The organism is Hydrogenovibrio thermophilus (genome assembly GCF_004028275.1).
In the GTDB taxonomy this organism is placed as follows: Bacteria; Pseudomonadota; Gammaproteobacteria; order Thiomicrospirales; family Thiomicrospiraceae; genus Hydrogenovibrio; species Hydrogenovibrio thermophilus.
In genome coordinates this window covers 2310164-2334136 of the sequence record NZ_CP035033.1, presented here as the reverse complement: position 1 = coordinate 2334136, position 23973 = coordinate 2310164, and the positions used below count along the sequence as shown (strand labels likewise).

Below are 23973 nucleotides of genomic sequence, written 5' to 3'. Positions count from 1 at the left end.
AGTCGAAAACTCTGAATTACCCTTTGGACGAAACTTCTGATGATGAGTACGAAAATTTGGAGCGCGGCGCGTGCCGGTCTGTTGGTTGCAAGCGCGTCGGCGATGGTCGGCTGCGCGACCAACGTGAAGCTGAAAGTGTTGGAGCCGGCGCAAATTGATCGGGCCGCTCAAACCAAGCAGATTGCGGTGTCACCTTTTGAGCAGGACACCGTCGGGTTGGCGGGAAAAATCGAAGCGACCCTGGCCAAGCAAAAACTGGACGGCCAATATTATTTCACCACGGTCAGTCGTAACGAGGTGGATCAGTTGCTGAAAGAACAGCGCTTTCAGTACAGTGGCGTGGTGGATGAGGCCAAACTGGTGGAGGCGGGCGAACTGCTCGGTGCGCAAGCCTTCGTAACCGGTGAGGTGACGTCGGCCTCGGCACGAGACGACCGTCATTACGAAGAACGCATGCAGTGCGCCGACAAAAAATGTAACGAATTCCGCGTCTATAAAGTGCTGTGCGAAATCCGCACCATTTCCATGGGCGCCAATATCAAGATGATTGATGTGGCAAAAGGCGACATTATCCATGCCGATACCTATATGAAAAGCCGTCGTTGGAAACATTGCCGCGATGATTCGCGTTCACTGCCCTCCAAATCCGCCGGACTGGAATTGTTGGCGTCGGAAGTGGCGACCGATTTCGTCTATAAACTGACGCCGCACTATACGCATATGACGGTGTCCTTGTTGGAAGACCCGGACATCGACTATACCGCCGAGCAAAAGAAAACGTTGTCGCTGGCCATCGAATACATCGAAGCCGGGCGATTGGATAAGGCCGAGCGTTTGCTGGGCACCTTGCTGGATTCCACCGGTAATCGTTCTTACGTCGCCGCGTACGATTTGGGCGTGGTCAAAGAAGCACAAGGCGATTTGGTTGAAGCCAAGCGCCTGTATCACCTGGCCGATGATCTGCAATTGGAACCGGTTGACGAAATCAATGAGGCCGTGATGCGAATCGATCACGTCATGGCCAACCGCGAAAAAGCCCTGTCGCAGATATCGCAATGAGATCATTCCTACTCTTTTGTTTTTTCTCGTTCGCCCTGACCGCTTGTGTCGGTCAGGACGTGAAACCGCTCTCCACCACTGAAAAGCCGACGCCGGACTGGTTTCTGAACCCACCGTCCGATACGACTCGCCAGCTCTACGGGGTGGGCGAAGGTCGAACGCGGGAAGAGGCGGTGCAAGCCGCGTTGGTGGATATTGCCGCCAAACTGAGTGTACAGGTTTCCGCCACTTTCCAAAGCCGTTTGCAGGTCACGCAATCCACGTATGAATACGCGGAACGCACCTCGGAGAAACAAATTCAATCCCAGGTGGCAAAAATTCAGCTGCGGGATTATCAGGTCGAACGTGCAGAGCGTTTGGGTTACGGCAAGACGGTGGCACTGGTGGGGTTAGATCGTCAGGCCTTGTTCGAGGATTTACGACGTCAGCAGGATGCGCAAATGCAGACGCTGCAAACGGCCGAAAGCGCCCATCAGAAAGACGGTGCTTTAGGGCAATACGTTTTCTATCGCCGTAGCCTCGATGCGCTGGCGGACTTTCGGCAACGTTTATTGATTTTGGAAACCTTAAAGCGTGATTTCGATACTCGGCCGTACAGCGATTTCCTGCAACGGTTTGAACAGCGCACCGCCCGTTTGAAAGCCGAAATGCGCTTGGTGGTGACGGCGGACGACGATACGAAGCGCCTAGTCGGGCCTTTGCAAAGTGCTTTGAGTCAGGCCGGGTTTCAAATTGCCAAAACGACCAGGCCTGGCGAAAAGGCCCAGATTCGCTTGATGGCGGAGGTGGCGCAGTCGCAAGCTTACGGTTTTTACATCGAGCGGATGGCGCTGAACATTCAGGCGCTCAGCGACGGCGTGCAAATCGGCGGTCATAAACTGAATTTGAAAGGGCAGGCCACGCACAGCTTCGAACAGGCGCGTGAAAACCTGACCGTGAAGTTCCAACAACAACTGCAATCGCAAGGCCTGAATGCCGTGATCGGCGTGTCGTTCCTGCCAGCCAAGGGCGACTAATTCCTTTTCGCTTGAATTGTGCTTTAAAGTTGGCGGGTTTGTTTGGCGAACTCGTCCAGGCTGATCTCCACCAAGCCATCGCGACTGCGGTTTGGGCCTTTCACCACTTCCTGCGCGGCCCAGGCATGGCCGTGAATCACTTCGTAAGTCGCTGGCACCACGCCGTTGCGTCGAAACTGTTCATATGCTTCCAACATACGGGTGAAACGTTGTTTCCCCATGAGGCCGTGCTGACGCCCTTCGGTGGCGTTGGTGGCGCCGATGGCTTTGAGATCGCGCAGCACGCCCATCGGTTTGCTGTAAGTCAGGGTGAAATGTTCCACATCCATGACGGGTTGTCCGAAACCATTACGAATCAGGGCATCGCCGATATCGTGCATATCGATGAAGGTATTGACGTGCGGGGTTTCATCCACTTCCGACCAGGCCTGGCGCAATTCTTTCAAGGTGTCCGGTCCAAAGGTGGTCAGCATCAACAAGCCTTCCGGGCGCAGCACACGGCGAAACTCCTGAAACACCGCATCCAGGTCGTCGCACCATTGCAGCATCAAGTTGGTGGTGATGAGGTCGACCGAATCATCCGCTAACGGCAGTTGAGCGGCGTCGCCATTCAGGCAGGTAGCGCCGGGACGGGTCAAATTAAAGGTGTCGGTCAGGGCTTTCGGCAAGGCCGGCCATTTCGGACGCGTTAAATGTGTGTGAGCCCGTTGCAGCATTTGAATTGATAAATCCAGCGCCAAGACCTGAGCCTTCGGGTAACGTTCGACGAGTTTTTCGGTAAGGATACCGGTGCCGGCGCCGACGTCCAGAATGGTTTTGGGCGCTAAGGTAATCAAGTCGAGTCGTTCGTCCAGATGGGCGGCGACTTCGCGTTGCAATACGGCCGCTTCGTCGTAACTGACGGCGGCGTGATTGAAGTGTTGTTGAATGTGGGGGCGGCTGAAATGTTGCATGGTCATGAATGATAAGGATGTGCGCGTAAAAAAGCCAGTAATTCGCGAGCGGTGTCTTCCGGATGGGAAAAGAACGGCATGTGTCCGGCACCGGGTAATATGCGGGTTTCACCATCCGGTTGCAGTTCGCTCAAGGCTTGAATCAATTCTTTCGGAATCAAGGGGTCGTGTTCGCCCAACAGCCAAAGGGTCGGCTGGGTCAGGTTCAGTAAGGCGTCGCGGTTGTCGATGTCGCGTAACAAGTAAAGACCTTGCAACAAGCCGGAATAATGCGGCAAGCTACGATGGCTCATGTGTTGCCGTAAGCGTTTCATCAACGGGCGGGCGTTTTCGGTGCCTTGCAGTTGCAGGTTCCAGAATTGTTTTAAGACGCCGACGTATTCCACCCCGAGTGCTTTGATGAAATCGGCCATCAACGGCGGGCTGACCGCCCAGCGCCAACCGTCGTTCTGGACGAAACGGGGCGTGGAGGCCAGGCAAACCAAGCTTTTGACTCGTTCCGGCTCCCGTAGGGCGATCTGCTGGGCCAGCAGCCCGCCAAGCGACCAACCCAGCAAGTGGGTGTGGTCGGGTAACGCCTGAATCAAGGATTCCAACCAGGCCTGGTCGATTCGGCCGTTTTCCAAGTGCTCAAAGTGCGGGCTTTGCCCGAAGCCCGGCAACTCGATTAAATGCACCCGATAATGCGGACACAGAAATTCAATGGCCCAGTCTTGCCAGATGCTGTTTTCCGCGGCCCAACCATGAATCAAGGTCAGGTTTTCGACGGCTTCTTTAGCGCCTTCACCCGTATAGGGCAACATGTCGGTGTGAAGGGTTAAGGGGGTGATGTTCGCGTTTTCGGACATGGCGGTTATTGTACGGCTATTTTAGGAATTTTGGGATGGGAATGCATCGGCACACTGAGCCAGCGCGGCCAATAAGCCGTCGATTTGCTCAGACGTGTGGCTGGCCGATAAGGTTACGCGGAGGCGTGCGGTGTTTTTGGGCACTGTCGGTGGGCGAATCGCACCGACCCAATAGCCTTGCTGTTTGAGTGCGTCCGACCAATCCAGTGCGCGTTGGCTGTCACCGATCATAATCGGTTGAATGGCGCTTTCCGACGGCCAGAGCGTCAGCCCGATTTGCGCGGCCCCGTCGCGGAAATGTTGGATGTGGCGCTGCAATTGGTGACGCGCGTCGTCGGCGTCTTGTACCAATCGCAAGGCTTCTCGCGTCACCTTGGCGTTAATGGGCGAGCTGGCGGTGGTGTAAATGTAGGGGCGTGCCAGTTGAATCAGGGTTTCAATCAGAATCTCGCTGCCGACGACAAAGGCGCCGGAGGTGCCGAAGGCTTTGCCGAACGTGCCCATCAAAATGGTGTTGTCGTCCGGCGTCAGGCCAAAATGCTCGAAGGTGCCTTGTCCATGCGGCCCGACGGCGCCGAAGCCGTGCGCATCATCGACAAACAACCAGGCCTGGTAGGTTTTGGCTAAGGCTTGAATTTCATCCAAGGGGGCGAAATCGCCATCCATGCTGAAGACTCCATCGGTAACAATCAGGCATTGGCGGTTGTCGGCCTGGGCCTGTTTCAGGCGCTTTTCCAGCGCTTGCATGTCGTTGTGCGGATAACGTTTCAGGTCTGCGTCGGAAAAGCGGGCGCCATCAATGAGAGAGGCGTGATTAAGCTTGTCGGCCAGAATCCAATCGCCTTTTTGCATCAAGGTTTGCTGAACAGCGAGATTGGCCATATAGCCGGTGGAAAACAGCAACGCACGTTCACATCCGAGCCAGTCGGCGATTTCATCTTCCAGAAGATGATGTTCGAGGTGGTGGCCGGTCACCAGGTGCGCTGCGCCGGAGCCGTAACTGAGCGAGTCCACGGATTGCAGGGCTTGTTTTAATTTCGGGTGATTGGCGAGCCCCAGGTAGTCATTGGACGAGAAATTCACGACTTGAAGGCCGTTGATTTGCATTTCCGGGGTTTGCGCCGAAGTGGCGAGTGGGCGGCGCCGGGTGAGGGCGGCATTTTCCCGTTCGGCTAAAATCGGCGCAAAACGGGATTCGATGGACTCTTGAGACATGACGGGAACCGACTTGTTCAGGTTAAGCGGTCAGTTCGGTGGCTTGCTCCGCCAGTTTTTTCGCGGCCATTTCGGCTTTGACGTTTTGCTGCATGGTGATGCCGAGTTTCGCGAATAACTGTTCGTCGTGCCCGCCTTCCGGATTGTCGGTGGTCAGCAGTTTGTCACCGTAGAAAATGGAATTGGCACCGGCCAGGAAACACAAAGCCTGGGCTTCGTCCGGCAGTTCCATTCGACCGGCCGACAAGCGCACGTAGGTTTGCGGCATGACGATGCGCGCGGTGGCGATGACGCGGATGAATTCAAAGGAATCGGTCTGGCCTTTCATGTGCGCCAGCGGGGTCCCTTCAATCGGCACCAGCAGGTTAATCGGTACGGAATTCGGGTGGTGACGCATGGTGGCGAAGGTGCGAATCAGTTCGGCACGATCCTTATGTTCTTCGCCCATGCCGATAATGCCGCCGGAACACACATTGATACCGGCTTGCTGCACCTTGTCGATGGTGTCCAGACGGTCTTGATAATTACGCGTGGTGATGATTTTCGGGTAGAAGGCTTCGGAGGTGTCGAGATTGTGGTTGTAGTAGTCCAGCCCGGCTTCCTTGAGTTGCGCTACCTGGTCGTCATTGAGCATGCCGAGGGTCAGGCAGGTTTCCAGCCCCAAATCCTTAACGACACGTACCATTTCCAGCACACGAGGGAAATCTTTTTTGGTCGGGTTACGCCAGGCGGCGCCCATGCATAGACGAGTGGCGCCTTTTTCCTTGGCGACCAACGCCTGCTCGATGACTTCCTGTACTTCCATCATCTGTTCTTTTTCGACATCGGTCTGGTTACGGGCGCTTTGCGAACAATAGGCACAGTCTTCCGCACAACCGCCCGACTTGATGTTCACCAGGGTGCTGGTCTGAACTTCATTGGGGTTGAAGTACTGGCGATGCACCGTTTGGGCTTGAAAGATCAAGTCGTTAAACGGTTGATTCATAATGGTTTTGATTTCATCAAGCGTCCAGTCGTTGCGAATGTCACCGAGGGCCATATTCTTCTTTCCATTGTTGCGTAACGTTACGTTATTATAGCGTATTTAGCCGTTCAACAATCTTAAGAAATATGAACTCGTTTGAAAAGTGGTTGTTTCCGCCGACCTGTGTGGTGACGGATGCGGCCGGGCAGAATTTGGATTTGTCCGAGTCGGTCATGGCGAAAATGGCCAGGCCTGGTGTGGCGTGCCCGGTGTGTGGCGAACCCTTGCCGGCCCTGTCGGCACCTCAGGTCTGCGGTGCCTGTTTGGCGCAGGCGCCGAGTTTTGAGCAAACCCAGGCGGGTTTTCGCTACGAAGCGGTGATGGCGGATTTGATCCAGGGATTGAAATATCACGAACAACTCTACCAGGCACGTTTACTGGCGGAGCTTTGGACGCCGCATTTAGACGTTGGCGGCGTGGAGGCTTTGATTCCGGTGCCACTGCACGTCAATCGTCTGCTGGAACGCGGCTTCAATCAAGCCTATGAGTTGGCAAAATCCTTGTCGAAAGGGACGGGGCTGCCGGTGTTGTCGCAGTCGGTGATGCGGGCCAAGCAAACGCCACCGCAAGCGTTATTGAACGCCAAAGACCGTCGTCGAAATCTGAAAAGTGCCTTTGCACTGACGTCGGAGACCGATTTGCTCGGATTGAGCGAAGTGGCGCTGGTGGACGATGTCATGACCACCGGCGCCACCATGGAGGCGCTGGCGTCAATCTTGAAAAAACGATTTCCCGAATTGCGGATACAGGTTTGGGTGTTGGCGCGGGCTTCCGGTCAATAATGCCAGGCGTCTGTTTTCTGAATCTATTAACGCCCTTTGATGGCGCGAATCCACTTCCATAAATTAAACAGACTCGATAAGGACGCGGCCACATAGGTCAAGGCGCAGGCTTGGAGGATTTTACGGGCCGTTTTCAAGTCGGCGTCGTCCAGGTATTCGCCTTCCTTGAGCAAGGGCAAAGCGCGTTTGTAGCTGGCGTCGAATTCCACCGGCAAGGTGGTGAGGTGAATGATGACCGGCACGCCCATGGCGATGAATCCGGCCCCGAAGGTCACCAGGCCAATCAACGGCGTGTGCAACAGCGGAATCAGCACCGGCGTGGCCATCAGCGCGATGCCGCTGAATTTTTGCATCCATTGTGAACGTTCAATCAGCACCGTACGTTGCATCAACGGTTCGTAGTTGGCTTGATCTTGCAGGGCGTGACCGATTTCGTGCGCCACGGTGGTGATGGCGGTCAGCGAATTGGAATGGTAATTTTCCGATGAAATGCGCACGACTTTGTCGATAGGGTCGTAGTGATCGCCACCCGGTGTTTCTTCAAGAGTCACCGGCAATCGATACTTTTTTATCAGGTGTTCGGCGAACTGGCCGCCGGTGCCGGGAATGTCGGGGTGCGGCTGACGGTGTTTCTTGAGGATGTAATTGGTCCACAGGTTGGGCAGCGAGGTCACCGCAAACAATAAAATAAACCCGACGATCAATAACCCCATAACGCCCTCATGCGATGTGTACTTCCCTTAGTTTGATTTCGATTCCGGACAATTCAAAGCGTGTCCGTAACTGGCGTAACGCAGTGGATAACGTGCGATTTCCGTTTGAGAGTGTGCCAGATGTGCGGCGTTTCCGCAATCCAAAATGGCGGTTGGGCTGGGGAGAGCGTCATCCGGTAAGGCCCAGTGGCCGACCTGACCCGGCAACAGGGGCGCATCGCTGAAATGCCAGCCTTCCGGACTGAAAAAGCGCTGGGTCGCCTGCTGTTGCAAAGTGTGAATGGCCTGTTTTAACGCGGGCGCAGTGGCTTGGGTTTGCCAATCTTTCAAACCTTGCAGAACATAAGCGTAGTCTTGCAGGTTGGCCTGCCCGATAGGTTGATTGTCGAGCGATAGCGCGCGTGGTGGTTGTGGCTGTTGCATGAGTTCGATCAGGCGTTTGGCAAGCTGTTCGGCTTGTGCTTGCCAGTGTGCCCGGTTGGCGGCATCTTGTCGAACGGCCTCGGCGTAGGCCGAAAGCATTAACCCGTTCCAGCCCAGCAAACTTTTGTCGTCGGTGGGGATGTCGCTTGGAGCACGTTGCAATTTGCGACGAATCGAGGCCCAGTGTTGGTTGGTCGGTTTGGGGTGCCAGCCGGCTTCATAGGGCGGCGAGGACTGTAATGACCAGGCCTGGTCAATTTCGGCATATTCTTCGGGTGTCAGGCGAGCCTGTAATTCAGTTTTTGTCCACAGGTAGGGGCCGCCTTCCACTTGCTGATCGTCAATGGCGGATTGGCTACCGCGAAACAGGTGTGACGCCGGGTTCCAAAGGTGTTGTTCGGCATAGCGCAGTGTTTGGAGCGCGGTGTCGAGATAATCGTCGCGTTGGAAAATCCGTGCGGCACGAAAATACACTTGGGCCAATTGGGCTTGGCTGTAGAGCATTTTTTCAAAATGCGGGGTTTGCCATTCCGGATCCACGGTGTATCGGTAAAAGCCGCCGTGAACATGATCGAACAAATGTTGTGACTGCATCTGGTCCAATGTCAATTGCAGCCAGTCGTGCCGATGTTCAGCTTGAGAATCGTCGGTGTTATTCGGTTGCAAGGCTGTCCATAGCACGCTGGCGTTCGGGAATTTATGGCTGCCTTTTAGGCCACCGCTGAGGTCGTCCATTTGATGGCCGAGCGCCTGATTGAAACGCCGCTGGAATTCGGATGATGTCAGTGTCAGGTGTTCAGGTGCATTTTGTCGAGGGTGAGATGGCGTCTCGTTGAGGCCGCTTTGCGTCGCTTGAATAATGCGCTGTGGTTGAGTCTCCCACAGGCGTTGTACGCGATGGAGAGTGGTCATCAGTTGCGATTTGGGTTGATAAACGAACGCGAAAAAGGGCAGGCCGTTTGGGGTGAGAATCACGTGTTGAGGCCAGCCGGCGTGACCGGCGGCCTTTTCGGCGAACTCAATCAGGTAGCGGTCGAGGTCGGGGGAGAGTTCGCGGTCGATTTTGACCGGGATGAAGTGTTGATTCAACAGGCGGGCGACGTCTTTATCCTGGTAATTTTCCTGTTGCATGACATGGCACCAATGGCAAGCAAAATAGCCGCTGGATAGAAAAATCAGTTTGTTGTCACGCTGGGCGTCTTTCAGAACCGACGCTTGCCACTCTTGCCAGTGAACCGGATCCTCGCTGTGCATGGCGAGATAAGGGGAAGGATGATTGGTCAGGGTATTGTTCAGCGTTGTGGCAAAAGCGGGGAGGACAACCAGACTGAATAAAACCGGCAGCAACCGAGCAATCCGAAATGCGAATGGACGAAAACCGGCCAGGCCTGGTCGGTTTTGGGAATTATTTATCCGATTTGTCGGTTCTGGATGAGTCGTCGGACGGCTTGGTCGAGTCCGAAGGCTGGTCAGTTGGAGTGTCCTTTTCATCCGTTTTGTCGGTGTCATTGGCGTCTTCTCCCGCTGGCTTATCCGCGTTTTTGCGCGCTTCTTCTTCCGCTTTGCGCTTTTGATGCTCGCGTTCAAGGATAGCAAATTCCGAGTCGATTTCGTCAAAGGTTCGATCCCAGTCTTCGTCGTCTTCGAGTTGGTCGGCGTAACGGGTGTCGTATTCTTCGTCGTCATCGGTTTCCGGTGGCGCTTGGCGTTTTGTCGCATGGCTGGACGGAGTCTTTGAATCGTCATTGTTGTCGTATTCCTCGTCAGCGTCATCCGCGCCATCGTCTTTGGATTTGCGTGCTTTCAGCACGGTGCGACCAACGATGATGCCGGCTTCGTACAACAACCACATCGGAATCGCTAACAGCGTTTGCGATACGATGTCCGGTGGTGTCAGCAGCATGCCGATGATGAAGGCGCCGACCACGACATACGGGCGTGCATGGGAGAGTTTTTGCGGTGACACCATGCCGGTCAGGATGAGCAGGACAACGACAATCGGAACTTCAAACGCCAAACCGAATGCGAAGAACATTTTGATGACGAAATCGAGGTAGAGTGCGATGTCGGTGGCGACGGTGACGCCTTCCGGAGCGGCCGTGGAGAGAAAGCCGAACACCAACGGGAAGACGACATAGTAAGCAAAAGCGCCGCCGGCGTAGAACAAGAAGGAACTGAAGAACAGCAAAGGGCCGACCAGTTGGCGTTCATGTTTATACAGCGCAGGCGCGATAAAGGTCCAGAGTTGATACAGCAGAAACGGCATTGCCAGGTAGATGGCCAGCACCAGGCTTAATTTGAACGGTGTCAAGAACGGCGAGGCGACGCCGGTGGCAATCATGCTGGTGCCTTCCGGCAGGAAGCGTGACAACGGTTCGGAAATGTAGATGTAGAGGTCGTTGGCGAACGGGAACAGTATGACGAACAGCACCAAAATCGCCAAAATGCCTTTGGTGACGGAGTTTCTCAGTTCCAGCAGGTGCTGGACGAGGGTCATTTCCTTGTCGTTAGGAGGTAGGGCACTATCGCTCATGACGTTTTATTCGTTTCCACACTGTTGGTATCGGCGGTTTGAGTCGCCGGTTTTTCCGAGGACTCTTCGGACGCGTTGGCTTTTTCCGTCTTGTCGTCGGGTTGAGCCTTATCGTCTTGTGAACCCGGTAAGACGGGTTGGGCCGGCGCCTTGTTGAACTGGGATCCTTCGGCGGGTTGGTTCGGGTCGTTTCCAAACGGACGGGAAAGTTCGTCGATACCGAACTCGTCCTGCATATTGGTCAGGTCATCTTGCAAAGAATGGCTTACGGATTCAATCTGTTTGCGTTCCTCCTCCAAGTTGATGGAGTGTTGCAGTTCGCGTACCGTTTCGCTGATTTCGCTATTGTCTTTGACGGAATTGATGAAGCGCTTGGTCTTGCCGACGAATTGGCCGATTTTACGCGCCACTTCGGGCATGCGTTCCGGGCCGATGACAATCAAGGTGATGACCAAGATGACGATGATTTCAAGAAAACCGATATCAAACATCTAGCGCATGCCTATGGTTATATGCAGAAAAGGAAGTTGGGAAAGGCGAAAGCGTGATTACGCTTTAGGCTCGTCTTTCTTTTCTTCCGCTTTTTCTTCGGCTTTGACGTCAAAAACGTTTTCGCCGTCTTTTTTCTCAAGCTTCTGTTCGGCGACTTTCTCGTCTTTGTCTTTGTTTTCGTCTTCCGAAACGGCTTTTTTGAAGCCTTTGATGGCGCCGCCCAAGTCAGAACCAACGTTTTTCAAACGCTTGGCACCGAACAGGACCAAAACGATTGCTAGAATGATGAGTAATTGCCAAATGCTGATGCCCATTTTGTTTCTCCAGTAAAAAAAAGGGTGGCCTTTCGTAAAATGACCGCTAATAATAGCAGACTCTAATGTCTTTTTTCAAATCACTTCGTTGTGATTTAAGCGATTTAATGGATGGATCCGCTTGGGTTATTCGCCCATGAGGTGGATGTGGATGTGGAAGACTTCCTGTCCACCGGACTCGCCGGTATTGATTTGAGTTTTGAATCCGTCCAATCCTTGCGACTGCGCCAATTGCGGTAGAAGCAGCATCATGTGGCCCATCAGGTCTTTGTCTTCCGGCGCCAAGTCGAACAATGTCGGAATCGGTTTTTTGGGAATGATGAGCAGATGCACACGGGCTTTCGGGTTGATGTCGTTGATGACGATACACTTTTCGTCTTCGTAGACGATTTCGGACGGAATTTCCTTGTCGATAATGCGACTGAAAATGCTTTTTTCAGGGGTCATGGTTCATTTCCTATTAGGGGAGAGCTTTGCACGAGATGGATTCACGGCTAAAAATGGCTAAAATTTTCCTGAATGTCGTTGAAAAACTCGTTAATAGTCAGCTATTAGCTTCGTTTTCCGCCTAATTCAGAAAAGTTTTATCTCATTTTTTCCTCGCGCCCCACTCGTGCAAAGCTCTCTAGGGTGTGGTTATGAGTCGTTTTGTGAACGACTCGCCTTTTCGTCGTGGCCGGATAGGCCAAAACGTCTTTGTAATTCTTGCATGACATCGTCGCCGGAGCGTCCTTGTTGGGACAGCAATATCAGCGTGTGGAACCAGAGGTCGGCCACTTCGTAGACCAGGTTGTCGGTTTTGCCGGTGTGCTCGGCATCCTTGGCGGCCATGACGGTTTCGGTCGCTTCTTCGCCGACTTTTTTGAGAATCTTGTCGATGCCTTTGGCGTAGAGGCTGGCCACGTAGGAGGTGTCGGGTGATTCCGACTTACGGGCTTCCAAAACCGCGTCAAGTTGCGACAGTATGTCATTCTTCATCTGATCGCTCATAACCGTACCTCGATTCCGGATTGTTGCATCATTTCTTTCGCTTCCTGCACCGTGTGTTCGCCGAAGTGAAAAATGCTGGCGGCCAGCACCGCTTCGGCATGGCCGAGCTGAATGCCATCGCAAAGATGCGACAGTTCACCGACGCCGCCGGATGCGATGACGGGGATTTTAACACTATCGGCAATCCGACGTGTGAGTTCGATGTCGAAACCGCTTTTGGTGCCGTCACGATCCATGCTGGTCAGCAGTAGTTCACCGGCGCCGAGCGCTTCCATTTTCTGGGCCCATTCAATGGCGTCGATGCCGGTTTCCTTTCGGCCGCCGTGGGTGAAGATTTCCCATTTGTCAGGGTCGCCTTCCAGACTGACCTTTTTGGCGTCAATGGCGACGACAATGCATTGTGATCCAAAGGTGTCGCAGGCTTCCTGAACGAAGCCGGGATTGAAAATGGCTGCCGAATTGATGGCAACCTTATCGGCGCCGGCGTTGAGCATTTTACGAATGTCGTCAACCGAGCGGATGCCGCCGCCGACGGTTAAGGGAATAAACACTTGGCTGGCGACTTCCTCGACCACGTGAACGATGGTGTCGCGCTCGTGTGCAGTGGCGGTGATGTCCAAAAAAGTGATTTCGTCGGCGCCTTGCTGGTCGTAGCGTTTGGCGACTTCCACTGGGTCGCCGGCGTCGCGGATGTCCACGAACTGGACACCTTTGACGACGCGGCCGTTATCGACGTCCAGGCAGGGAATAATGCGTTTTGCTAAACTCATGCGTCAATCCTTATGCCTTGGAAAGCTCGTCGGAAAGGGTTTGGCCTTCACGGAAGTTCAAAGAGCCTTCGTAAATGGCGCGCCCGGTGATGGCCCCGGTGACGCCGTCGGATTCGATGGTGGCCAAGGCGCGAATGTCATCTAGGTTGGTGATGCCGCCGGAAGCGATGATGGGAATGTTCAAGGCTTGGGCCAGGGCTTGGGTGGCTTCGATATTGACGCCTTGCATCATGCCGTCCCGCCCGATGTCGGTGTAAATGATGGCTTCAACACCGTCGTTTTCAAATTGTTTTCCCAGTTCGGCCACGTGGTGGTCGGTGACTTCCGCCCAGCCGTTGATGGCGACCATGCCTTCTTTTGCGTCCAGGCCGACCATGATGTGGCCGGGAAACGCTTGGCAAGCTTCAGCGACGAACTCAGGGTTGTGAACCGCTTTGGTGCCGATGATGCAGTAGCTGACGCCCGCTTCGAGATAGGCTTCGATGGTGTTCAGGTCGCGGATGCCGCCGCCGATTTGAATCGGCAATTCCGGGAAAGCCTCGCGCACCTGATAAACAGCCGAGCCGTTGACGGGTTTGCCTTCGAAAGCGCCGTTCAGGTCAACCATGTGGAGGCGGCGTGCGCCCTCGTTGACCCAGCGTTCCGCCATGGCAACGATGTCGCCGGAAAATACGGTGGCGTCTTCCATCAGGCCTTGGCGGAGTCGTACGCATTCGCCGTCTTTTAAATCAATTGCTGGGATGAGTAGCATGGTGTTCCTTCCGTTAAATCTTTGAAAATTCTGATTCGGTTTAGAGTTGGTTCCAATTCAGAAAATTTTTGAATAATTGCAGTCCGGCGTCGGCGCTTTTTTCCGGGTGGGCCTGAATGGCGAACAGTTTGTCTTTGGCCAGAGCCGAAGCGAAAGTGGTGCCGTGTGTGGTTTCACCGACGATGGTGTCGGTGTCCGTGGGTACCACATAGTAACTGTGGACAAAATAAAACCGACTGTCCTGTTCGATGCCGTGCCATAACGGGTGGTCTTGTGTTTGGTGGATTTGGTTCCAGCCCATGTGCGGCATCTTCAGGTCTGGGTGATTTTGCAAGTCGAATTGTTTGACGTCGCCGGGCAGGATGTTCAGGCAGTCGATGCCGTCGTTTTCCTGACTGTGGGTCATGAGTACCTGTAGGCCCATGCAAATGCCCAAAAAAGGTTTTTCGGCCGCCGCTTTCATTAAAGTGTGGGCAATGCCGGTGTTGTTCAAGGCCTTCATGCAGGCTTTGGCCGCGCCTTGGCCAGGGAAGATGACCGCATCCGAATCACGGATGACGTCGGCATCGTCCGTGATTTGAATGCGAACCTGCTCTGGGGCGACGTGCTCCGCGGCTTTGGCGACGGAGCGCAGGTTGCCCATGCCGTAATCAATGACCGAAACAAGCTTTTGGTTGGACATAAGCTTATAACGCCCCTTTGGTTGACGGCAGTTGGTCGGCCATGCGCTCGTCGGTTTCCAACGCCATTCTCAGGGCGCGGCCGAAGGCCTTGAAGATGGTTTCGGCCTGGTGGTGAGCGTTCTTGCCACGCAGGCAGTCGATGTGAATCGTCGCTTGGGCGTGGTTGGTCAGGCCTTGGAAAAATTCGGCCACCAACTCGGTGTCGAACCCACCGATGCTGGCACGGGTGAAATCGGCGTTGAAGGTCAGGCCGGCGCGCCCGGACAGGTCGATGACGACGCGAGACAAAGCCTCGTCCAACGGCACGTAAGCGTGACCGTAACGTTTAATGCCTTTTTTGTCCCCAACGGCTTCACGAAGCGCCATGCCCAGACTGATACCGATGTCTTCCACCGTGTGGTGGTCATCAATATGGGTATCGCCTTTGGCATCGATCGTCAGGTCGATCAGACCGTGGCGGGCGATTTGGTCCAGCATGTGTTCAAGAAACGGAACGCCGGTGGATAGGTCGGATTTTCCGTCGCCATCCAGGTTAACCGATAAACGGATTTGCGTTTCCAAAGTGTTTCTCTCAATGGTGGCTTGCCGCATGAGAATGCTCCCGTTTGGTATAAAAATTAGGGTGTTTTAAAAGCGGATATTATAGCGATTTTCTGACGAAGTTCGATGTTTAAATTTCCACCAGGCCTGGGTTGGTTAGGAAAAATTAATGTGGGTTATAAAAAAAATTTGTCATAGAAGTTCAAAAATTTATCTGAATTTTGCGATAATTGGCGTGTTATTTTTTAGGTCAATTCTGCATAGGGAGAGGCTTTCCGGGCATTTTTTGAATCAATTTGTTGATTTAGATTAAGTTTTTGAATGTCAGGGCTGGTGCGGTTGTAGGAGATTCTTATAATTCGCCATTGAGGAAAGTAAGTCCGACGTTTTGGAATTGGTCACTCTGGAAGCTGTGTGGGCTTGATTAATTTTGACTATAAGGGGGAATCCGACTAATGGATACTACAGCAAAACCACAATATGATAATGGTGTTGTGAAGTACTTAGCGGTTGGTGCGATTACGTTCTTGGTATTGGGGACCTTGATGGGTACCTTTGCCGCGGCGCAATTGGCATGGCCGGCGTTAAACTTTGATATCGCGGAAATTACATTTGCGCGTTTGCGTGTGATGCACACGAATACTGTTATCTTTGCCTTCGGTGGTATGACATTGATGGCGACGGCCTTCTATACCGTTCAAAGAACGAATGGAGTCCGTTTATGGAGTAACGGGATGGCCTGGTTGACGGCGATTCTGTTTACGATTGGGTTGCTTGCCGTTGTTGTGACTATCTCGTTGGGGATGACAACTGGTAAAGAATACCATGAACAAGAATGGCCTCTGGCGATTGCGATTGCATTAGTCTGGACGCTTTATACGTTGAACTTCGTGATGACCATTGCGTCACGTAATAAAGAAACGCATCCAAACGTTTACGTTTCCAACTGGTTCTTCTTGGGGATGATGATTGCGATCACTTACCTTTACGTTGTAAACGGTTTGGCGATTCCGGTTTCTTTGTTCCGTTCTTACTCGCTGTTCTCTGGTGTTCAAGACGCTATGATTCAGTGGTGGTGGGGCCATAACGCGGTTGGTTTCTTCCTGACAGCCGGTTTCTTGGCAATCATGTATTACTTCGTTCCGAAGCAAGCACAACGTCCGATTTACTCTTACCGTTTATCCGTGATCCACTTTTGGGCGTTGATGTTCGGTTATGTTTGGTTGGGTGCTCACCATCTTCAGTACACAGCGCTACCGGACTGGACCGGTTCCTTGGGTGCGGTTATCTCTTTGGCGATGATCATTCCGTCATGGGGTGGGGCGCTTAACGGGATGTTGACGCTTTCCGGTGCTTGGGACAGACTGCGTACCGACTACATCTTGCGTTTCTTGATCATTGCCTTGGCTTTCTACGCGATGTCCACCTTCGAAGGTCCGGTCATGGCGGCGAAAACTGTCAATGCGCTTTCTCACTATACTGACTGGACGGTTGGTCACGTTCACTCTGGTGCACTGGGCTGGGTTGCGATGGTTTCCATCGGTGCCTTGTACCACATGGTGATGAAGCTTTGGAATACGGAAATGTATTCCATGAAGTTGATCAACTTCCACTTCTGGCTTGCCACAATCGGTACTGTGTTCTACATCGTTGCGATGTGGGTATCCGGTATCATGCAGGGTCTTATGTGGCGTGCTTATGATGAGTACGGAACTTTGGCGTACACCTTTGCGGAATCCGTTGCTGCGATGCACCCTTACTATGTAATGCGTGCGGTTGGGGGACTGTTGTTCTTCTCAGGTGCAGTTGTCATGCTTTATAACGTTGTGATGACGATCCGTATGGCAAATGCTAAGCAAACAGCGACCGCCACAGCGAACGCCTAAAACGTACTAAATCAGTTGCGATGGGCGGAGCCCGTCGCAAGCTTAAGAATGATGAGTTGAGGAGCAATAGACTCATGTCAGATAATCAAAAACCTAAAAATTTTCAAGAGCGTCTAGAGAGAAACATCTTTGGATTGTTCATCGCGACAGCGTTAGCCGTTTCGATTGCGGGTATCGTTGAAATCGTACCGTTGTTTTATCTAAAGCAAACGGTTGACTATACCGAACAAACCGACAAGTACGGTAACGTCAAGAACGAAAAATTCCCGGAGTTGGTTTGGGAGAGAACCTTTACTCAGGATGAGAACGGTAAGCTAGTTTCCGATAAGGCCTTGTATAAGCAAGACCGTAACGGTCAATGGGTCTTGGCCGATTGGAAAGCCGGTGACGGTGTTCGTCCTTATACTCCGTTGGAATTAGCTGGTCGTGACCTTTACCTGCGTGAAGGTTGTTATATCTGCCACTCGCAAATGATTCGTCCATTCCGCGACGAACGTGAGCGTTATGGTCACTATTCACTTGCGACAGAATCCATTTACGATCACCCGATGCAATGGGGTTCAAAACGTACTGGGCCTGATCTAGCGCGTTTGGGTGGTAAATATTCTGATGAATGGCATGTCATGCACTTATTACGTCCTCAGGATTTGGTACCCGAGTCTGTAATGCCAGCTTATCCTTGGTTGGCTGAGAATCCGGTCAGCGAAGACTTCTTCGGCACGAAACGTGATATGTCGAAACGTCTAGCGGTCATGCGTACTTTGGGTGTGCCTTATACCGACGAAGAAATTGAAAACGCCAATGCCGCCATTGAAGGTTATACCGAAATGGATGCGATGGTGGCTTACCTTCAAGTGTTGGGCACAATGGTTAAATTAGACGATAGCAAGGCGTATCGTGAGTAATCTTGAAGCCTATATGAATACAGACTGGTCCGCCATGACAACGTCGGATTGGGCTGGTCTCATCATTACGGTCGTTGTCTTTTTCGGCATGCTTTACACCTTTGCGCGGACATTACGTCCCAGCAAGCGTGAGGAGTTGGAAAAAGAAAAGTTCAAGATTTTAGATGAAGATGATTAAGTTATTCTGAGGAGAATAAAATATGGCACATAACAATCCTTGGCCAGATGAAGGAAATACTGGTCACATTTGGGATGAAGACATTCGCGAGCTGGACAACCCGCCACCGCTGTGGTGGATGCTGTCTTTCTATGCCGGTTTCGTCATGATCGTGTTTTACGCCTTGTATTACCCAACCATTCCATGGGAAAACTCTTGGTTTAAAGGGTATGCCGGATGGACACAGATAGAAGAGTATGATGAAGAGGTTCAGGTTCTTCAGAATTGGCGTAAAAAACGTTTTGCAGAGCAGGAAGAGCAATTGGCTGCACTGCCTGTCAGCGAAATTCTGAAAAACGAAGAGTTGAAAACCTATGCGGTTAAAACCTCTAAGGTTCTGTTTGGTGATTACTGTGCCGCTTGTCACGGTGCGGGTGGTCAAGGGAACCCGGACTTCCCTGTGTTGGCCGATGATGATTGGCTATGGGGCGGTAAGCCCGCTCAAATCGAAGCGTCCATCACAAACGGTCGTATCGGTAACATGCCGGCTCGCGGCATGATGGGGAACTTGACGGACAAAGAAATCGATCAAGTTGCCGATTACGTCATCGCGTTGAGTGAAGGTAAAGGAAATGAACCTGCCTATGCTGCCGGTAAAGCAGTTTATGCAAAAGGGATGTGTTTGGCCTGTCACGGACCGGCTGGTAAGCCTTTGGCTCCAACGGGTGCGACCAACTTTACCGATGGTGTATGGCGTTTTGGTGGTGATAAAGCGGACGTTATCCGAACCATTACTTACGGTGTAAACGTTAAGAAGAACGGTGAGCCGATTAAAGGCACTCGTTTGGCTGTTATGCCTGCGTTTAAAGACCGTTTGCCTGACCCAGAAGTTAACATTAAACGTTTAACTGTCTATGTCTATTCACTGGGTGGTGGTCAATAAGCCGATCGCCGCTTTTTATTCATTGAATGAATTGATTCTGTATCAATTAAGGAGCAGAAAATGAATGAGTTAAATAATGACTGGGTTTTATGGGGTTCCATCGGGGCCGTGGTTTTAACCATTGTTGCGTTGGTAGGCTTCGCGTGGAAAGCTACGCGTGGCATGGAAGGTCTGGAAAAGGATGAAGACGATTCTTGATGAATCCATTCATTTAACACTGGACACCTTATGAAAAAAGGCCTAATTTTATATTAGGCCTTTTTTCATTTATGCGGTCGTATAAAAAAGATTACTTATTGTCAGAGTGGTTTTTTTATACAATCGTCGCGTTAAATTCAGAAGGAATTGATTATGTCCGAAGAACGCAAAGTCACATACGAAAACAGCAACCAAACAAAATCGCTGTTGGATGAAATGGATACGTCCAATAAAAACCTGCAAAACATTGGGGTGGAACTCCTAACGGTCCACACGGAAGGGACGGTGCATGCCAAGCGCATGCCGGGTAAATTCCGTACCATTAAATGGGTGATCGCCGCCATGTGGCTATCGTTCTTCATTGGGCCTTATCTACAGTGGGATGGTCGGCAAGCCATTTTGTTCAATTTAGTGGATCGTCAATTCCACTTCTTTGGCATCACGGTCTTGCCGCAGGATATTTGGGTATTGGCAATGATTTTGTTGTTCTTTGCCTTGTTGCTGGCCGCCACTACTGCTGTGGCCGGGCGTTTGTGGTGTGGTTATGCTTGTTTCCATACCGTGTGGACAGATATTTTCACTTGGGTGGAAGAAAAGTTCGAAGGTTTGCCGAACAAACGAATGAAGCTGGATCAAGAGCCGATTAGCTTTTCAAAATTACGTAAAAAAGTGCCGAAATGGATTATTTGGGCCATCATTGGTTTTATGACCGGTTTTAGCTTTGTCGCTTACTTTGACCCTGCACTGAGCTTGTGGGCGCGTTTGTTCACGTTTGAGTGGTCCGGCACCGAAGCGACCATTATCCTGGCGTTGGGTGCGGCGACGGTTTTTTTCGCCGGCTTTTTAAGAGAGCAGGTCTGTATCGGTTTCTGCCCTTACGCGCGTATTCAGGGGGCCATGATTGATACCGAAACCGTTGTGCCGACTTACGATGTGGATCGAGGAGAGCCTCGCGGTCGCATGAAACGCGCTAAACCGGGTGAAGAACAGCCAGACCTGGGTGATTGTATTGATTGTAACTTGTGCGTTGCGGTCTGTCCGACTGGCGTGGATATTCGTAAAGGTCAGCAATTCGGTTGTATTACCTGTGGCTTGTGTATTGATGCCTGCGATTCGGTGATGGAAAAAATCAAGAAGCCGAAAGGATTGATTCGTTATGCTTCCCTGGCGGAATTTGCTGGCAAGGCTTTTGTTCCGTTATACAAGCGTCCGCGTGTCATTGTATATTCCAGTATTATGACTTTTGCCGCGGTCGCGATGATCTGGGGGCTTGCGACCATGTCACCATTGGATGTGAAAGTGTTGCACGAAAGAGCACCGCTGTTCGTTCAAATGAGTGATCGTACGATTCAGAACAAGTATTACGTCAAGGTCGTGAATAAAGGCAATGCCCGTTTGGATGCTAGTATTGAAGTGACCGGGCCGGAAAGTCTGTTCTATATCGGTCCGAAAAGCATTCAGGTGGAACCGGGGAATGTCGGCACTGCGACTTTGCTGGTCCGGGTGCCGAAAAAAGATTTGACGGAAGCGAATACGCCAATCGAGATTCTGGTGACCGATCAGAATAATCCGGCGGTTAGCAGCACTTACAGCAGCATGTTTATCGGGCCGAAAGTTCGTTAAGAGTGTCTCCATAAACACGCATACTGTGGTGAATGAAATTTAGGTATAATGAAGGCCCTTATTTTAAGGGCCTTTTTTTATGGAGGGAAAAAGCCTTGACGGACGCCAAAGACAACAAAGATGTTAAAAAGGATACCCGGGACTGGAGTGTCGCCTGGAAAAACCCATTCGTAATCGGTTGGTTCACGATTTTGATTATCGTGCTGTCGGTGAATTTCTTCATGGTCAGTATGGCGATCGTGACGGCACCGGGCTTGACCGTACCGGATTTCTACGAAAAGGGCAAAAACATGGGCGAAATCATCGCTCGCCGCAAACATATGGAAGAGCTGGGTTGGCAGTTTGATATCGATTTGCCGATTTTGAAAGAAGGTCAGGACCAGGAGGTGGCGGTGACCGTTCTGGACAAAGACAATAACGCCTTCGATGTCGATACTGCGGTTTTGTATTATTACCGACCTTCCAATAAAAAATACGATGGGCAGCTTGAATTGAACTCGTCCGGGAAGACGGGGGAATATAAAGGGGTGATTAATTTACCTTTAAAAGGCAAATACGATTTGGTGATGGAGATTACCAAAGGGGACGAAGTGTTTAACCTTGGCCGTTCCATTATGGTTCAGGATGCGCCCTAAGAGGTATTTTCATGACACAAACGTGCTATCACTGCGGTCAAGGGATTGAGCAGGGAGCCTGGGTGCTTAAACCCATTAAAGGGGTTGAGCGAGAATTCTGTTGTCACGGCTGTGCCGGTGTCTGTGACGCAATTTATGAAGCCGGTTTAGACAGCTTCTACCGCCGTACGCCCGAAGGCGAGTTGCTGTCGCCGCCTCCGCCTCCGAATAAAGATACGGAGTTTTTCGATTACGACGAAGTTCAGTCGCAATTCGTTTCCGACCTTTCTCAACGTCGCGAAATCACTCTGATTTCCGAAGCGATTCATTGTGCCGCTTGTATCTGGCTAATTGAGCATACGTTGGCCAAACTGGATGGTATTCAGATGGCCAAGGTCAATTTCACCAATAAACAAATTAAACTGCGTTGGGATAACGACGTCATTAAGTTGTCCGAAATCATTCAGGAATTGAATCGCGTCGGCTATGATGCGGCGCCTTATGATGCTTCCAACAGTGAAGAAGCTTTCCGTAAAGCGAATCGAGATTTGTTGTATCGACTTGGTTTTGCCGGTTTTGCCATGATGAACGTCATGTGGTTCTCGGTGGCTCTGTATGCCGGAGCGGACCAGGATTCCGAATTCCGCCATTACTTCCATTGGATCGAATTTATCATCGCCACGATTACCTTAGCCTATTCCGGGAAACCATTTTTATCAGGTGCCTGGACATCGTTGAAGTCTCGAACGGTCGGGATGGATGTCTCCATCTCATTGGGCATTCTGACCACCTACCTGTATTCCTTTTGGGTAACGATTGACCCGCAGCATTCGGGTAACGTCTATTACGACACCATGATCGACTTCATGTTTTTGCTACTGATTGGCCGCTATCTGGAAGCCATTTCCAAAAATAAAGCCATCGATTCCACACGCCGTTTGATGGATCTGCAGCCGAAGGTAGCGAGAATGAAAACCGAGTCCGGCGTGGATGTGGTGCCGGTTCGAAAACTGAAAGCCGGGGATGTGGTGCTGGTCAAACCCGGTGATCAAATTCCGGTCGATGGCACCGTCGTGGAGGGCGTTGGCAATGTCAATGAATCCATGTTGAGCGGAGAGTCACGTGAAATTCTGAAACAAAACGGTGCCTCGGTCTCGGCCGGCACCTTGAACCTGGATGGTGCTTTGTCGATACGGGTGCAATCGATTCTGCAAGATACGATGCTCGGGCGGATCGTACACATGGTCGAAGATGCACAAGGCTCAAAAGCACCCATCCAGTGCACCGCCGAACGGATCATGCCTTGGTTCGTCTCGGTTGTCATTGCGCTGGCGACGTTGAGTTTTGTGTTCTGGATTCTCAATGCGGATTTCGAAACAGCTATGATCGCGGCCACTTCGGTGCTGATTATCACCTGTCCGTGTGCGTTTGGCTTGGCGACGCCGATGGCGACGGCGGTGGCTTCCGGCGTTTCGGCTCAAAACGGTATTCTGATTAAGAACGGAGCGGTGCTGGAAATTTTGAACGATATTCAGCATTTCGTGTTTGATAAGACCGGCACCTTGACCAAAGGCCAGATGCGGTTAGTGGATTCCCGTTTTGGAAAAAACGTTGCGGAAAATGATCTTTGGCGAGACTTGGTACGGATTGAATTCCACTCCGAGCATTCTTTGGGGCGCGCCATTGTCGACACCTTGCAGGAGCGTCATCCGGAATTCAAAAATATGGATATGAGCGTGGATTTTTTCCAGGCCCATCCCGGCAAAGGAGTGGAGGCGTCCGTGACGGGACGTCACTATCACATCGGAACCGGTCCTTGGTTGCAAGCCAGCGGCGTTTCACTTCCGAATGATTTTGTACAAATGGAGGCCGAGAAAGCTCAGCAAGCGCAAACCAGCGTGTGGGTGGCTCAGGATCAACAAGTCGTGGCCATTTTGTTCCTGGAAGATGAGCTACGCGAGGATGCCATCGAGATGATCGCTCGTTTAAAAGCTCGTGGCAAACGAGTGACGTTGTTGAGTGGCGACCGCCAGGCTGTGGCCGAAACCGTTGCAGAAAAATTGGGCGGTATGTCGGTGCATGCCGAGGTGTTGCCGGAACAAAAACACGAAGCGATTCAAGCCTATCAAAAAGACGGTGAATTGGTGGCGATGGTCGGTGACGGCATTAACGATGCGCCGGCGATGGCTCGCGCCAATGTCAGTATTGCCCTCGGTTCTGGAACGGATGTGTCGATGGATTGCGCCGACATTGTTTTGCTTAACAACGAACTTTTGTCAGTCGATACGGCCGTGGATTTGTCTCAGCGTACCCTGAAGACCATCAAACAAAACATTGCCAGCTCGATTCTTTATAATATTACCTTGGTGCCGTTGGCGATGGCCGCATTACTGACGCCACTGATCGCCGCCATCACCATGCCGTTGAGCAGTCTGGTGGTCATTGGGAACGCGGCGCGCATTCGCAGCTTCTACAGTAAAAAAGCCGTGGCCAAGCGCAAACGACAAAGCTTGGCTGGTAAAGCCTGAGCAAGGAGAGGAA

Annotated in this window: 26 protein-coding genes; 11 read left to right on the top strand and 15 right to left on the bottom strand. The window is 52.0% G+C overall.

From position 1 onward, the window contains the following. The first annotated feature begins 39 nt into the window (after positions 1-39). On the top strand, positions 40-1059 hold the full coding sequence (locus EPV75_RS10925; RefSeq protein WP_225972326.1) for a CsgG/HfaB family protein: 1020 nt from the start codon (positions 40-42) through the stop codon (positions 1057-1059). Then, positions 1056-2075 carry an LPP20 family lipoprotein gene (locus tag EPV75_RS10920; RefSeq protein WP_128385405.1) on the top strand — a complete coding sequence of 340 codons (1020 nt, stop codon included), beginning with the start codon at positions 1056-1058 and terminating at the stop codon, positions 2073-2075. The genes EPV75_RS10925 and EPV75_RS10920 overlap by 4 nt, the downstream gene beginning before the upstream one ends. A 23-nt stretch (positions 2076-2098) precedes the next feature. Here EPV75_RS10920 and bioC read toward each other — a convergent pair whose 3' ends face one another. Genes bioC through bioB form a run of 4 tightly spaced genes read right to left on the bottom strand, consistent with a single transcriptional unit; the run spans position 2099 to position 6130 of the window. Further along, positions 2099-3034: a malonyl-ACP O-methyltransferase BioC gene (bioC, locus tag EPV75_RS10915; protein WP_318779043.1), complete on the bottom strand. Its 936-nt coding sequence runs from the start codon at positions 3032-3034 to the stop codon at positions 2099-2101. Further along, positions 3031-3876: a pimeloyl-ACP methyl ester esterase BioH gene (bioH, locus tag EPV75_RS10910; RefSeq protein WP_225972325.1), complete on the bottom strand. Its 846-nt coding sequence runs from the start codon at positions 3874-3876 to the stop codon at positions 3031-3033. The genes bioC and bioH overlap by 4 nt, the downstream gene beginning before the upstream one ends. A gap of 21 nt (positions 3877-3897) precedes the next feature. After that, the gene (gene bioF / locus EPV75_RS10905) at positions 3898-5091 is read right to left on the bottom strand and encodes an 8-amino-7-oxononanoate synthase (RefSeq protein ID WP_128385404.1); all 1194 of its coding nucleotides are present in this window, start codon (positions 5089-5091) and stop codon (positions 3898-3900) included. Positions 5092-5113: 22 nt separating this feature from the next. Further along, positions 5114-6130 carry a biotin synthase BioB gene (gene bioB, locus EPV75_RS10900; RefSeq protein WP_029938928.1) on the bottom strand — a complete coding sequence of 339 codons (1017 nt, stop codon included), beginning with the start codon at positions 6128-6130 and terminating at the stop codon, positions 5114-5116. Between the two features lie 71 nt (positions 6131-6201). On the opposite strand from bioB, the gene EPV75_RS10895 reads away from it, so the two are divergent. After that, a complete protein-coding gene (locus EPV75_RS10895) occupies positions 6202-6897 on the top strand; it encodes a ComF family protein (RefSeq protein ID WP_128385403.1) in 696 nt (231 codons plus the stop codon). A gap of 26 nt (positions 6898-6923) precedes the next feature. Here the strand turns inward: EPV75_RS10895 and EPV75_RS10890 are convergent, their stop codons facing one another. From EPV75_RS10890 to hisB, 11 genes are all read right to left on the bottom strand, one after another. Beyond that, positions 6924-7610, bottom strand: a complete 687-nt coding sequence (locus EPV75_RS10890) for a zinc metallopeptidase (RefSeq protein WP_128385402.1) — start codon at positions 7608-7610, stop codon at positions 6924-6926. Between the two features lie 27 nt (positions 7611-7637). Next, positions 7638-9380 (bottom strand): thioredoxin domain-containing protein, encoded by a 1743-nt coding sequence (locus EPV75_RS10885; protein ID WP_192893989.1) that lies wholly within the window; start codon positions 9378-9380, stop codon positions 7638-7640. A 58-nt stretch (positions 9381-9438) separates the two neighbouring features. Then, positions 9439-10566, bottom strand: coding sequence for a twin-arginine translocase subunit TatC (gene tatC, locus EPV75_RS10880; RefSeq protein ID WP_128385400.1), 1128 nt, complete (start codon positions 10564-10566; stop codon positions 9439-9441). Next, a complete protein-coding gene (gene tatB, locus EPV75_RS10875; RefSeq protein ID WP_029938923.1) occupies positions 10563-11057 on the bottom strand; it encodes a Sec-independent protein translocase protein TatB in 495 nt (164 codons plus the stop codon). Before tatB ends, tatC begins: the two co-directional genes overlap by 4 nt. 57 nt (positions 11058-11114) lie before the next feature. After that, entirely contained in the window at positions 11115-11372 is a 258-nt protein-coding gene (gene tatA, locus EPV75_RS10870) for a twin-arginine translocase TatA/TatE family subunit (RefSeq protein WP_029938922.1), read from the bottom strand. A 126-nt stretch (positions 11373-11498) separates the two neighbouring features. After that, entirely contained in the window at positions 11499-11819 is a 321-nt protein-coding gene (locus EPV75_RS10865; protein ID WP_029938921.1) for a histidine triad nucleotide-binding protein, read from the bottom strand. A gap of 189 nt (positions 11820-12008) precedes the next feature. Further along, a complete protein-coding gene (locus tag EPV75_RS10860; protein WP_128385691.1) occupies positions 12009-12350 on the bottom strand; it encodes a phosphoribosyl-ATP diphosphatase in 342 nt (113 codons plus the stop codon). Positions 12351-12358: 8 nt separating this feature from the next. Beyond that, positions 12359-13132, bottom strand: a complete 774-nt coding sequence (hisF, locus tag EPV75_RS10855; protein ID WP_128385399.1) for an imidazole glycerol phosphate synthase subunit HisF — start codon at positions 13130-13132, stop codon at positions 12359-12361. Positions 13133-13142: 10 nt separating this feature from the next. Beyond that, positions 13143-13883 carry a 1-(5-phosphoribosyl)-5-[(5-phosphoribosylamino)methylideneamino]imidazole-4-carboxamide isomerase gene (gene hisA, locus EPV75_RS10850; protein ID WP_128385398.1) on the bottom strand — a complete coding sequence of 247 codons (741 nt, stop codon included), beginning with the start codon at positions 13881-13883 and terminating at the stop codon, positions 13143-13145. Positions 13884-13923: 40 nt separating this feature from the next. Then, positions 13924-14565 carry an imidazole glycerol phosphate synthase subunit HisH gene (hisH, locus tag EPV75_RS10845; RefSeq protein WP_128385397.1) on the bottom strand — a complete coding sequence of 214 codons (642 nt, stop codon included), beginning with the start codon at positions 14563-14565 and terminating at the stop codon, positions 13924-13926. A gap of 4 nt (positions 14566-14569) precedes the next feature. Beyond that, the gene (hisB, locus tag EPV75_RS10840; RefSeq protein WP_029938916.1) at positions 14570-15157 is read right to left on the bottom strand and encodes an imidazoleglycerol-phosphate dehydratase HisB; all 588 of its coding nucleotides are present in this window, start codon (positions 15155-15157) and stop codon (positions 14570-14572) included. 404 nt (positions 15158-15561) lie between these two features. On the opposite strand from hisB, the gene ccoN reads away from it, so the two are divergent. From ccoN to EPV75_RS10805, 8 genes are all read left to right on the top strand, one after another. Continuing rightward, positions 15562-16992, top strand: coding sequence for a cytochrome-c oxidase, cbb3-type subunit I (gene ccoN, locus EPV75_RS10835; protein ID WP_068646125.1), 1431 nt, complete (start codon positions 15562-15564; stop codon positions 16990-16992). A 74-nt stretch (positions 16993-17066) separates the two neighbouring features. Next, positions 17067-17897, top strand: coding sequence for a cytochrome-c oxidase, cbb3-type subunit II (gene ccoO, locus EPV75_RS10830; RefSeq protein ID WP_029938914.1), 831 nt, complete (start codon positions 17067-17069; stop codon positions 17895-17897). Further along, on the top strand, positions 17890-18075 hold the full coding sequence (locus EPV75_RS10825) for a hypothetical protein (RefSeq protein ID WP_153186942.1): 186 nt from the start codon (positions 17890-17892) through the stop codon (positions 18073-18075). Before ccoO ends, EPV75_RS10825 begins: the two co-directional genes overlap by 8 nt. Positions 18076-18097: 22 nt before the next feature. After that, on the top strand, positions 18098-18997 hold the full coding sequence (ccoP, locus tag EPV75_RS10820; RefSeq protein WP_128385396.1) for a cytochrome-c oxidase, cbb3-type subunit III: 900 nt from the start codon (positions 18098-18100) through the stop codon (positions 18995-18997). A 60-nt stretch (positions 18998-19057) separates the two neighbouring features. After that, the gene (locus EPV75_RS12285) at positions 19058-19195 is read left to right on the top strand and encodes a hypothetical protein (RefSeq protein WP_164730727.1); all 138 of its coding nucleotides are present in this window, start codon (positions 19058-19060) and stop codon (positions 19193-19195) included. 153 nt (positions 19196-19348) lie between these two features. Further along, on the top strand, positions 19349-20818 hold the full coding sequence (gene ccoG, locus EPV75_RS10815) for a cytochrome c oxidase accessory protein CcoG (protein WP_128385395.1): 1470 nt from the start codon (positions 19349-19351) through the stop codon (positions 20816-20818). A gap of 95 nt (positions 20819-20913) precedes the next feature. After that, positions 20914-21453 (top strand): FixH family protein, encoded by a 540-nt coding sequence (locus EPV75_RS10810; protein ID WP_029938910.1) that lies wholly within the window; start codon positions 20914-20916, stop codon positions 21451-21453. 11 nt (positions 21454-21464) lie between these two features. Further along, on the top strand, positions 21465-23960 hold the full coding sequence (locus tag EPV75_RS10805) for a heavy metal translocating P-type ATPase (protein ID WP_128385394.1): 2496 nt from the start codon (positions 21465-21467) through the stop codon (positions 23958-23960). Positions 23961-23973 lie beyond the last annotated feature (13 nt).

Bases quoted from the DNA above. Each gene is read 5' to 3' on its own strand.
- hisF (WP_128385399.1), bottom strand. From the start codon at position 13,132: ATGAGTTTAGCAAAACGCATTATTCCCTGCCTGGACGTCGATAACGGC.
- tatA (WP_029938922.1), bottom strand. From the start codon at position 11,372: ATGGGCATCAGCATTTGGCAATTACTCATCATTCTAGCAATCGTTTTG.
- tatC (WP_128385400.1), bottom strand. From the start codon at position 10,566: ATGAGCGATAGTGCCCTACCTCCTAACGACAAGGAAATGACCCTCGTC.
- EPV75_RS10860 (WP_128385691.1), bottom strand. From the start codon at position 12,350: ATGAAGAATGACATACTGTCGCAACTTGACGCGGTTTTGGAAGCCCGT.
- bioF (WP_128385404.1), bottom strand. From the start codon at position 5,091: ATGTCTCAAGAGTCCATCGAATCCCGTTTTGCGCCGATTTTAGCCGAA.
- ccoN (WP_068646125.1), top strand. From the start codon at position 15,562: ATGGATACTACAGCAAAACCACAATATGATAATGGTGTTGTGAAGTAC.
- hisH (WP_128385397.1), bottom strand. From the start codon at position 14,565: ATGTCCAACCAAAAGCTTGTTTCGGTCATTGATTACGGCATGGGCAAC.
- bioH (WP_225972325.1), bottom strand. From the start codon at position 3,876: ATGTCCGAAAACGCGAACATCACCCCCTTAACCCTTCACACCGACATG.
- EPV75_RS10865 (WP_029938921.1), bottom strand. From the start codon at position 11,819: ATGACCCCTGAAAAAAGCATTTTCAGTCGCATTATCGACAAGGAAATT.
- hisB (WP_029938916.1), bottom strand. From the start codon at position 15,157: ATGCGGCAAGCCACCATTGAGAGAAACACTTTGGAAACGCAAATCCGT.
- ccoG (WP_128385395.1), top strand. From the start codon at position 19,349: ATGTCCGAAGAACGCAAAGTCACATACGAAAACAGCAACCAAACAAAA.
- EPV75_RS10890 (WP_128385402.1), bottom strand. From the start codon at position 7,610: ATGGGGTTATTGATCGTCGGGTTTATTTTATTGTTTGCGGTGACCTCG.
- EPV75_RS12285 (WP_164730727.1), top strand. From the start codon at position 19,058: ATGAATGAGTTAAATAATGACTGGGTTTTATGGGGTTCCATCGGGGCC.
- EPV75_RS10925 (WP_225972326.1), top strand. From the start codon at position 40: ATGATGAGTACGAAAATTTGGAGCGCGGCGCGTGCCGGTCTGTTGGTT.
- EPV75_RS10895 (WP_128385403.1), top strand. From the start codon at position 6,202: ATGAACTCGTTTGAAAAGTGGTTGTTTCCGCCGACCTGTGTGGTGACG.
- EPV75_RS10805 (WP_128385394.1), top strand. From the start codon at position 21,465: ATGACACAAACGTGCTATCACTGCGGTCAAGGGATTGAGCAGGGAGCC.
- EPV75_RS10920 (WP_128385405.1), top strand. From the start codon at position 1,056: ATGAGATCATTCCTACTCTTTTGTTTTTTCTCGTTCGCCCTGACCGCT.
- ccoO (WP_029938914.1), top strand. From the start codon at position 17,067: ATGTCAGATAATCAAAAACCTAAAAATTTTCAAGAGCGTCTAGAGAGA.
- hisA (WP_128385398.1), bottom strand. From the start codon at position 13,883: ATGCTACTCATCCCAGCAATTGATTTAAAAGACGGCGAATGCGTACGA.
- tatB (WP_029938923.1), bottom strand. From the start codon at position 11,057: ATGTTTGATATCGGTTTTCTTGAAATCATCGTCATCTTGGTCATCACC.
- bioB (WP_029938928.1), bottom strand. From the start codon at position 6,130: ATGGCCCTCGGTGACATTCGCAACGACTGGACGCTTGATGAAATCAAA.
- ccoP (WP_128385396.1), top strand. From the start codon at position 18,098: ATGGCACATAACAATCCTTGGCCAGATGAAGGAAATACTGGTCACATT.
- bioC (WP_318779043.1), bottom strand. From the start codon at position 3,034: ATGACCATGCAACATTTCAGCCGCCCCCACATTCAACAACACTTCAAT.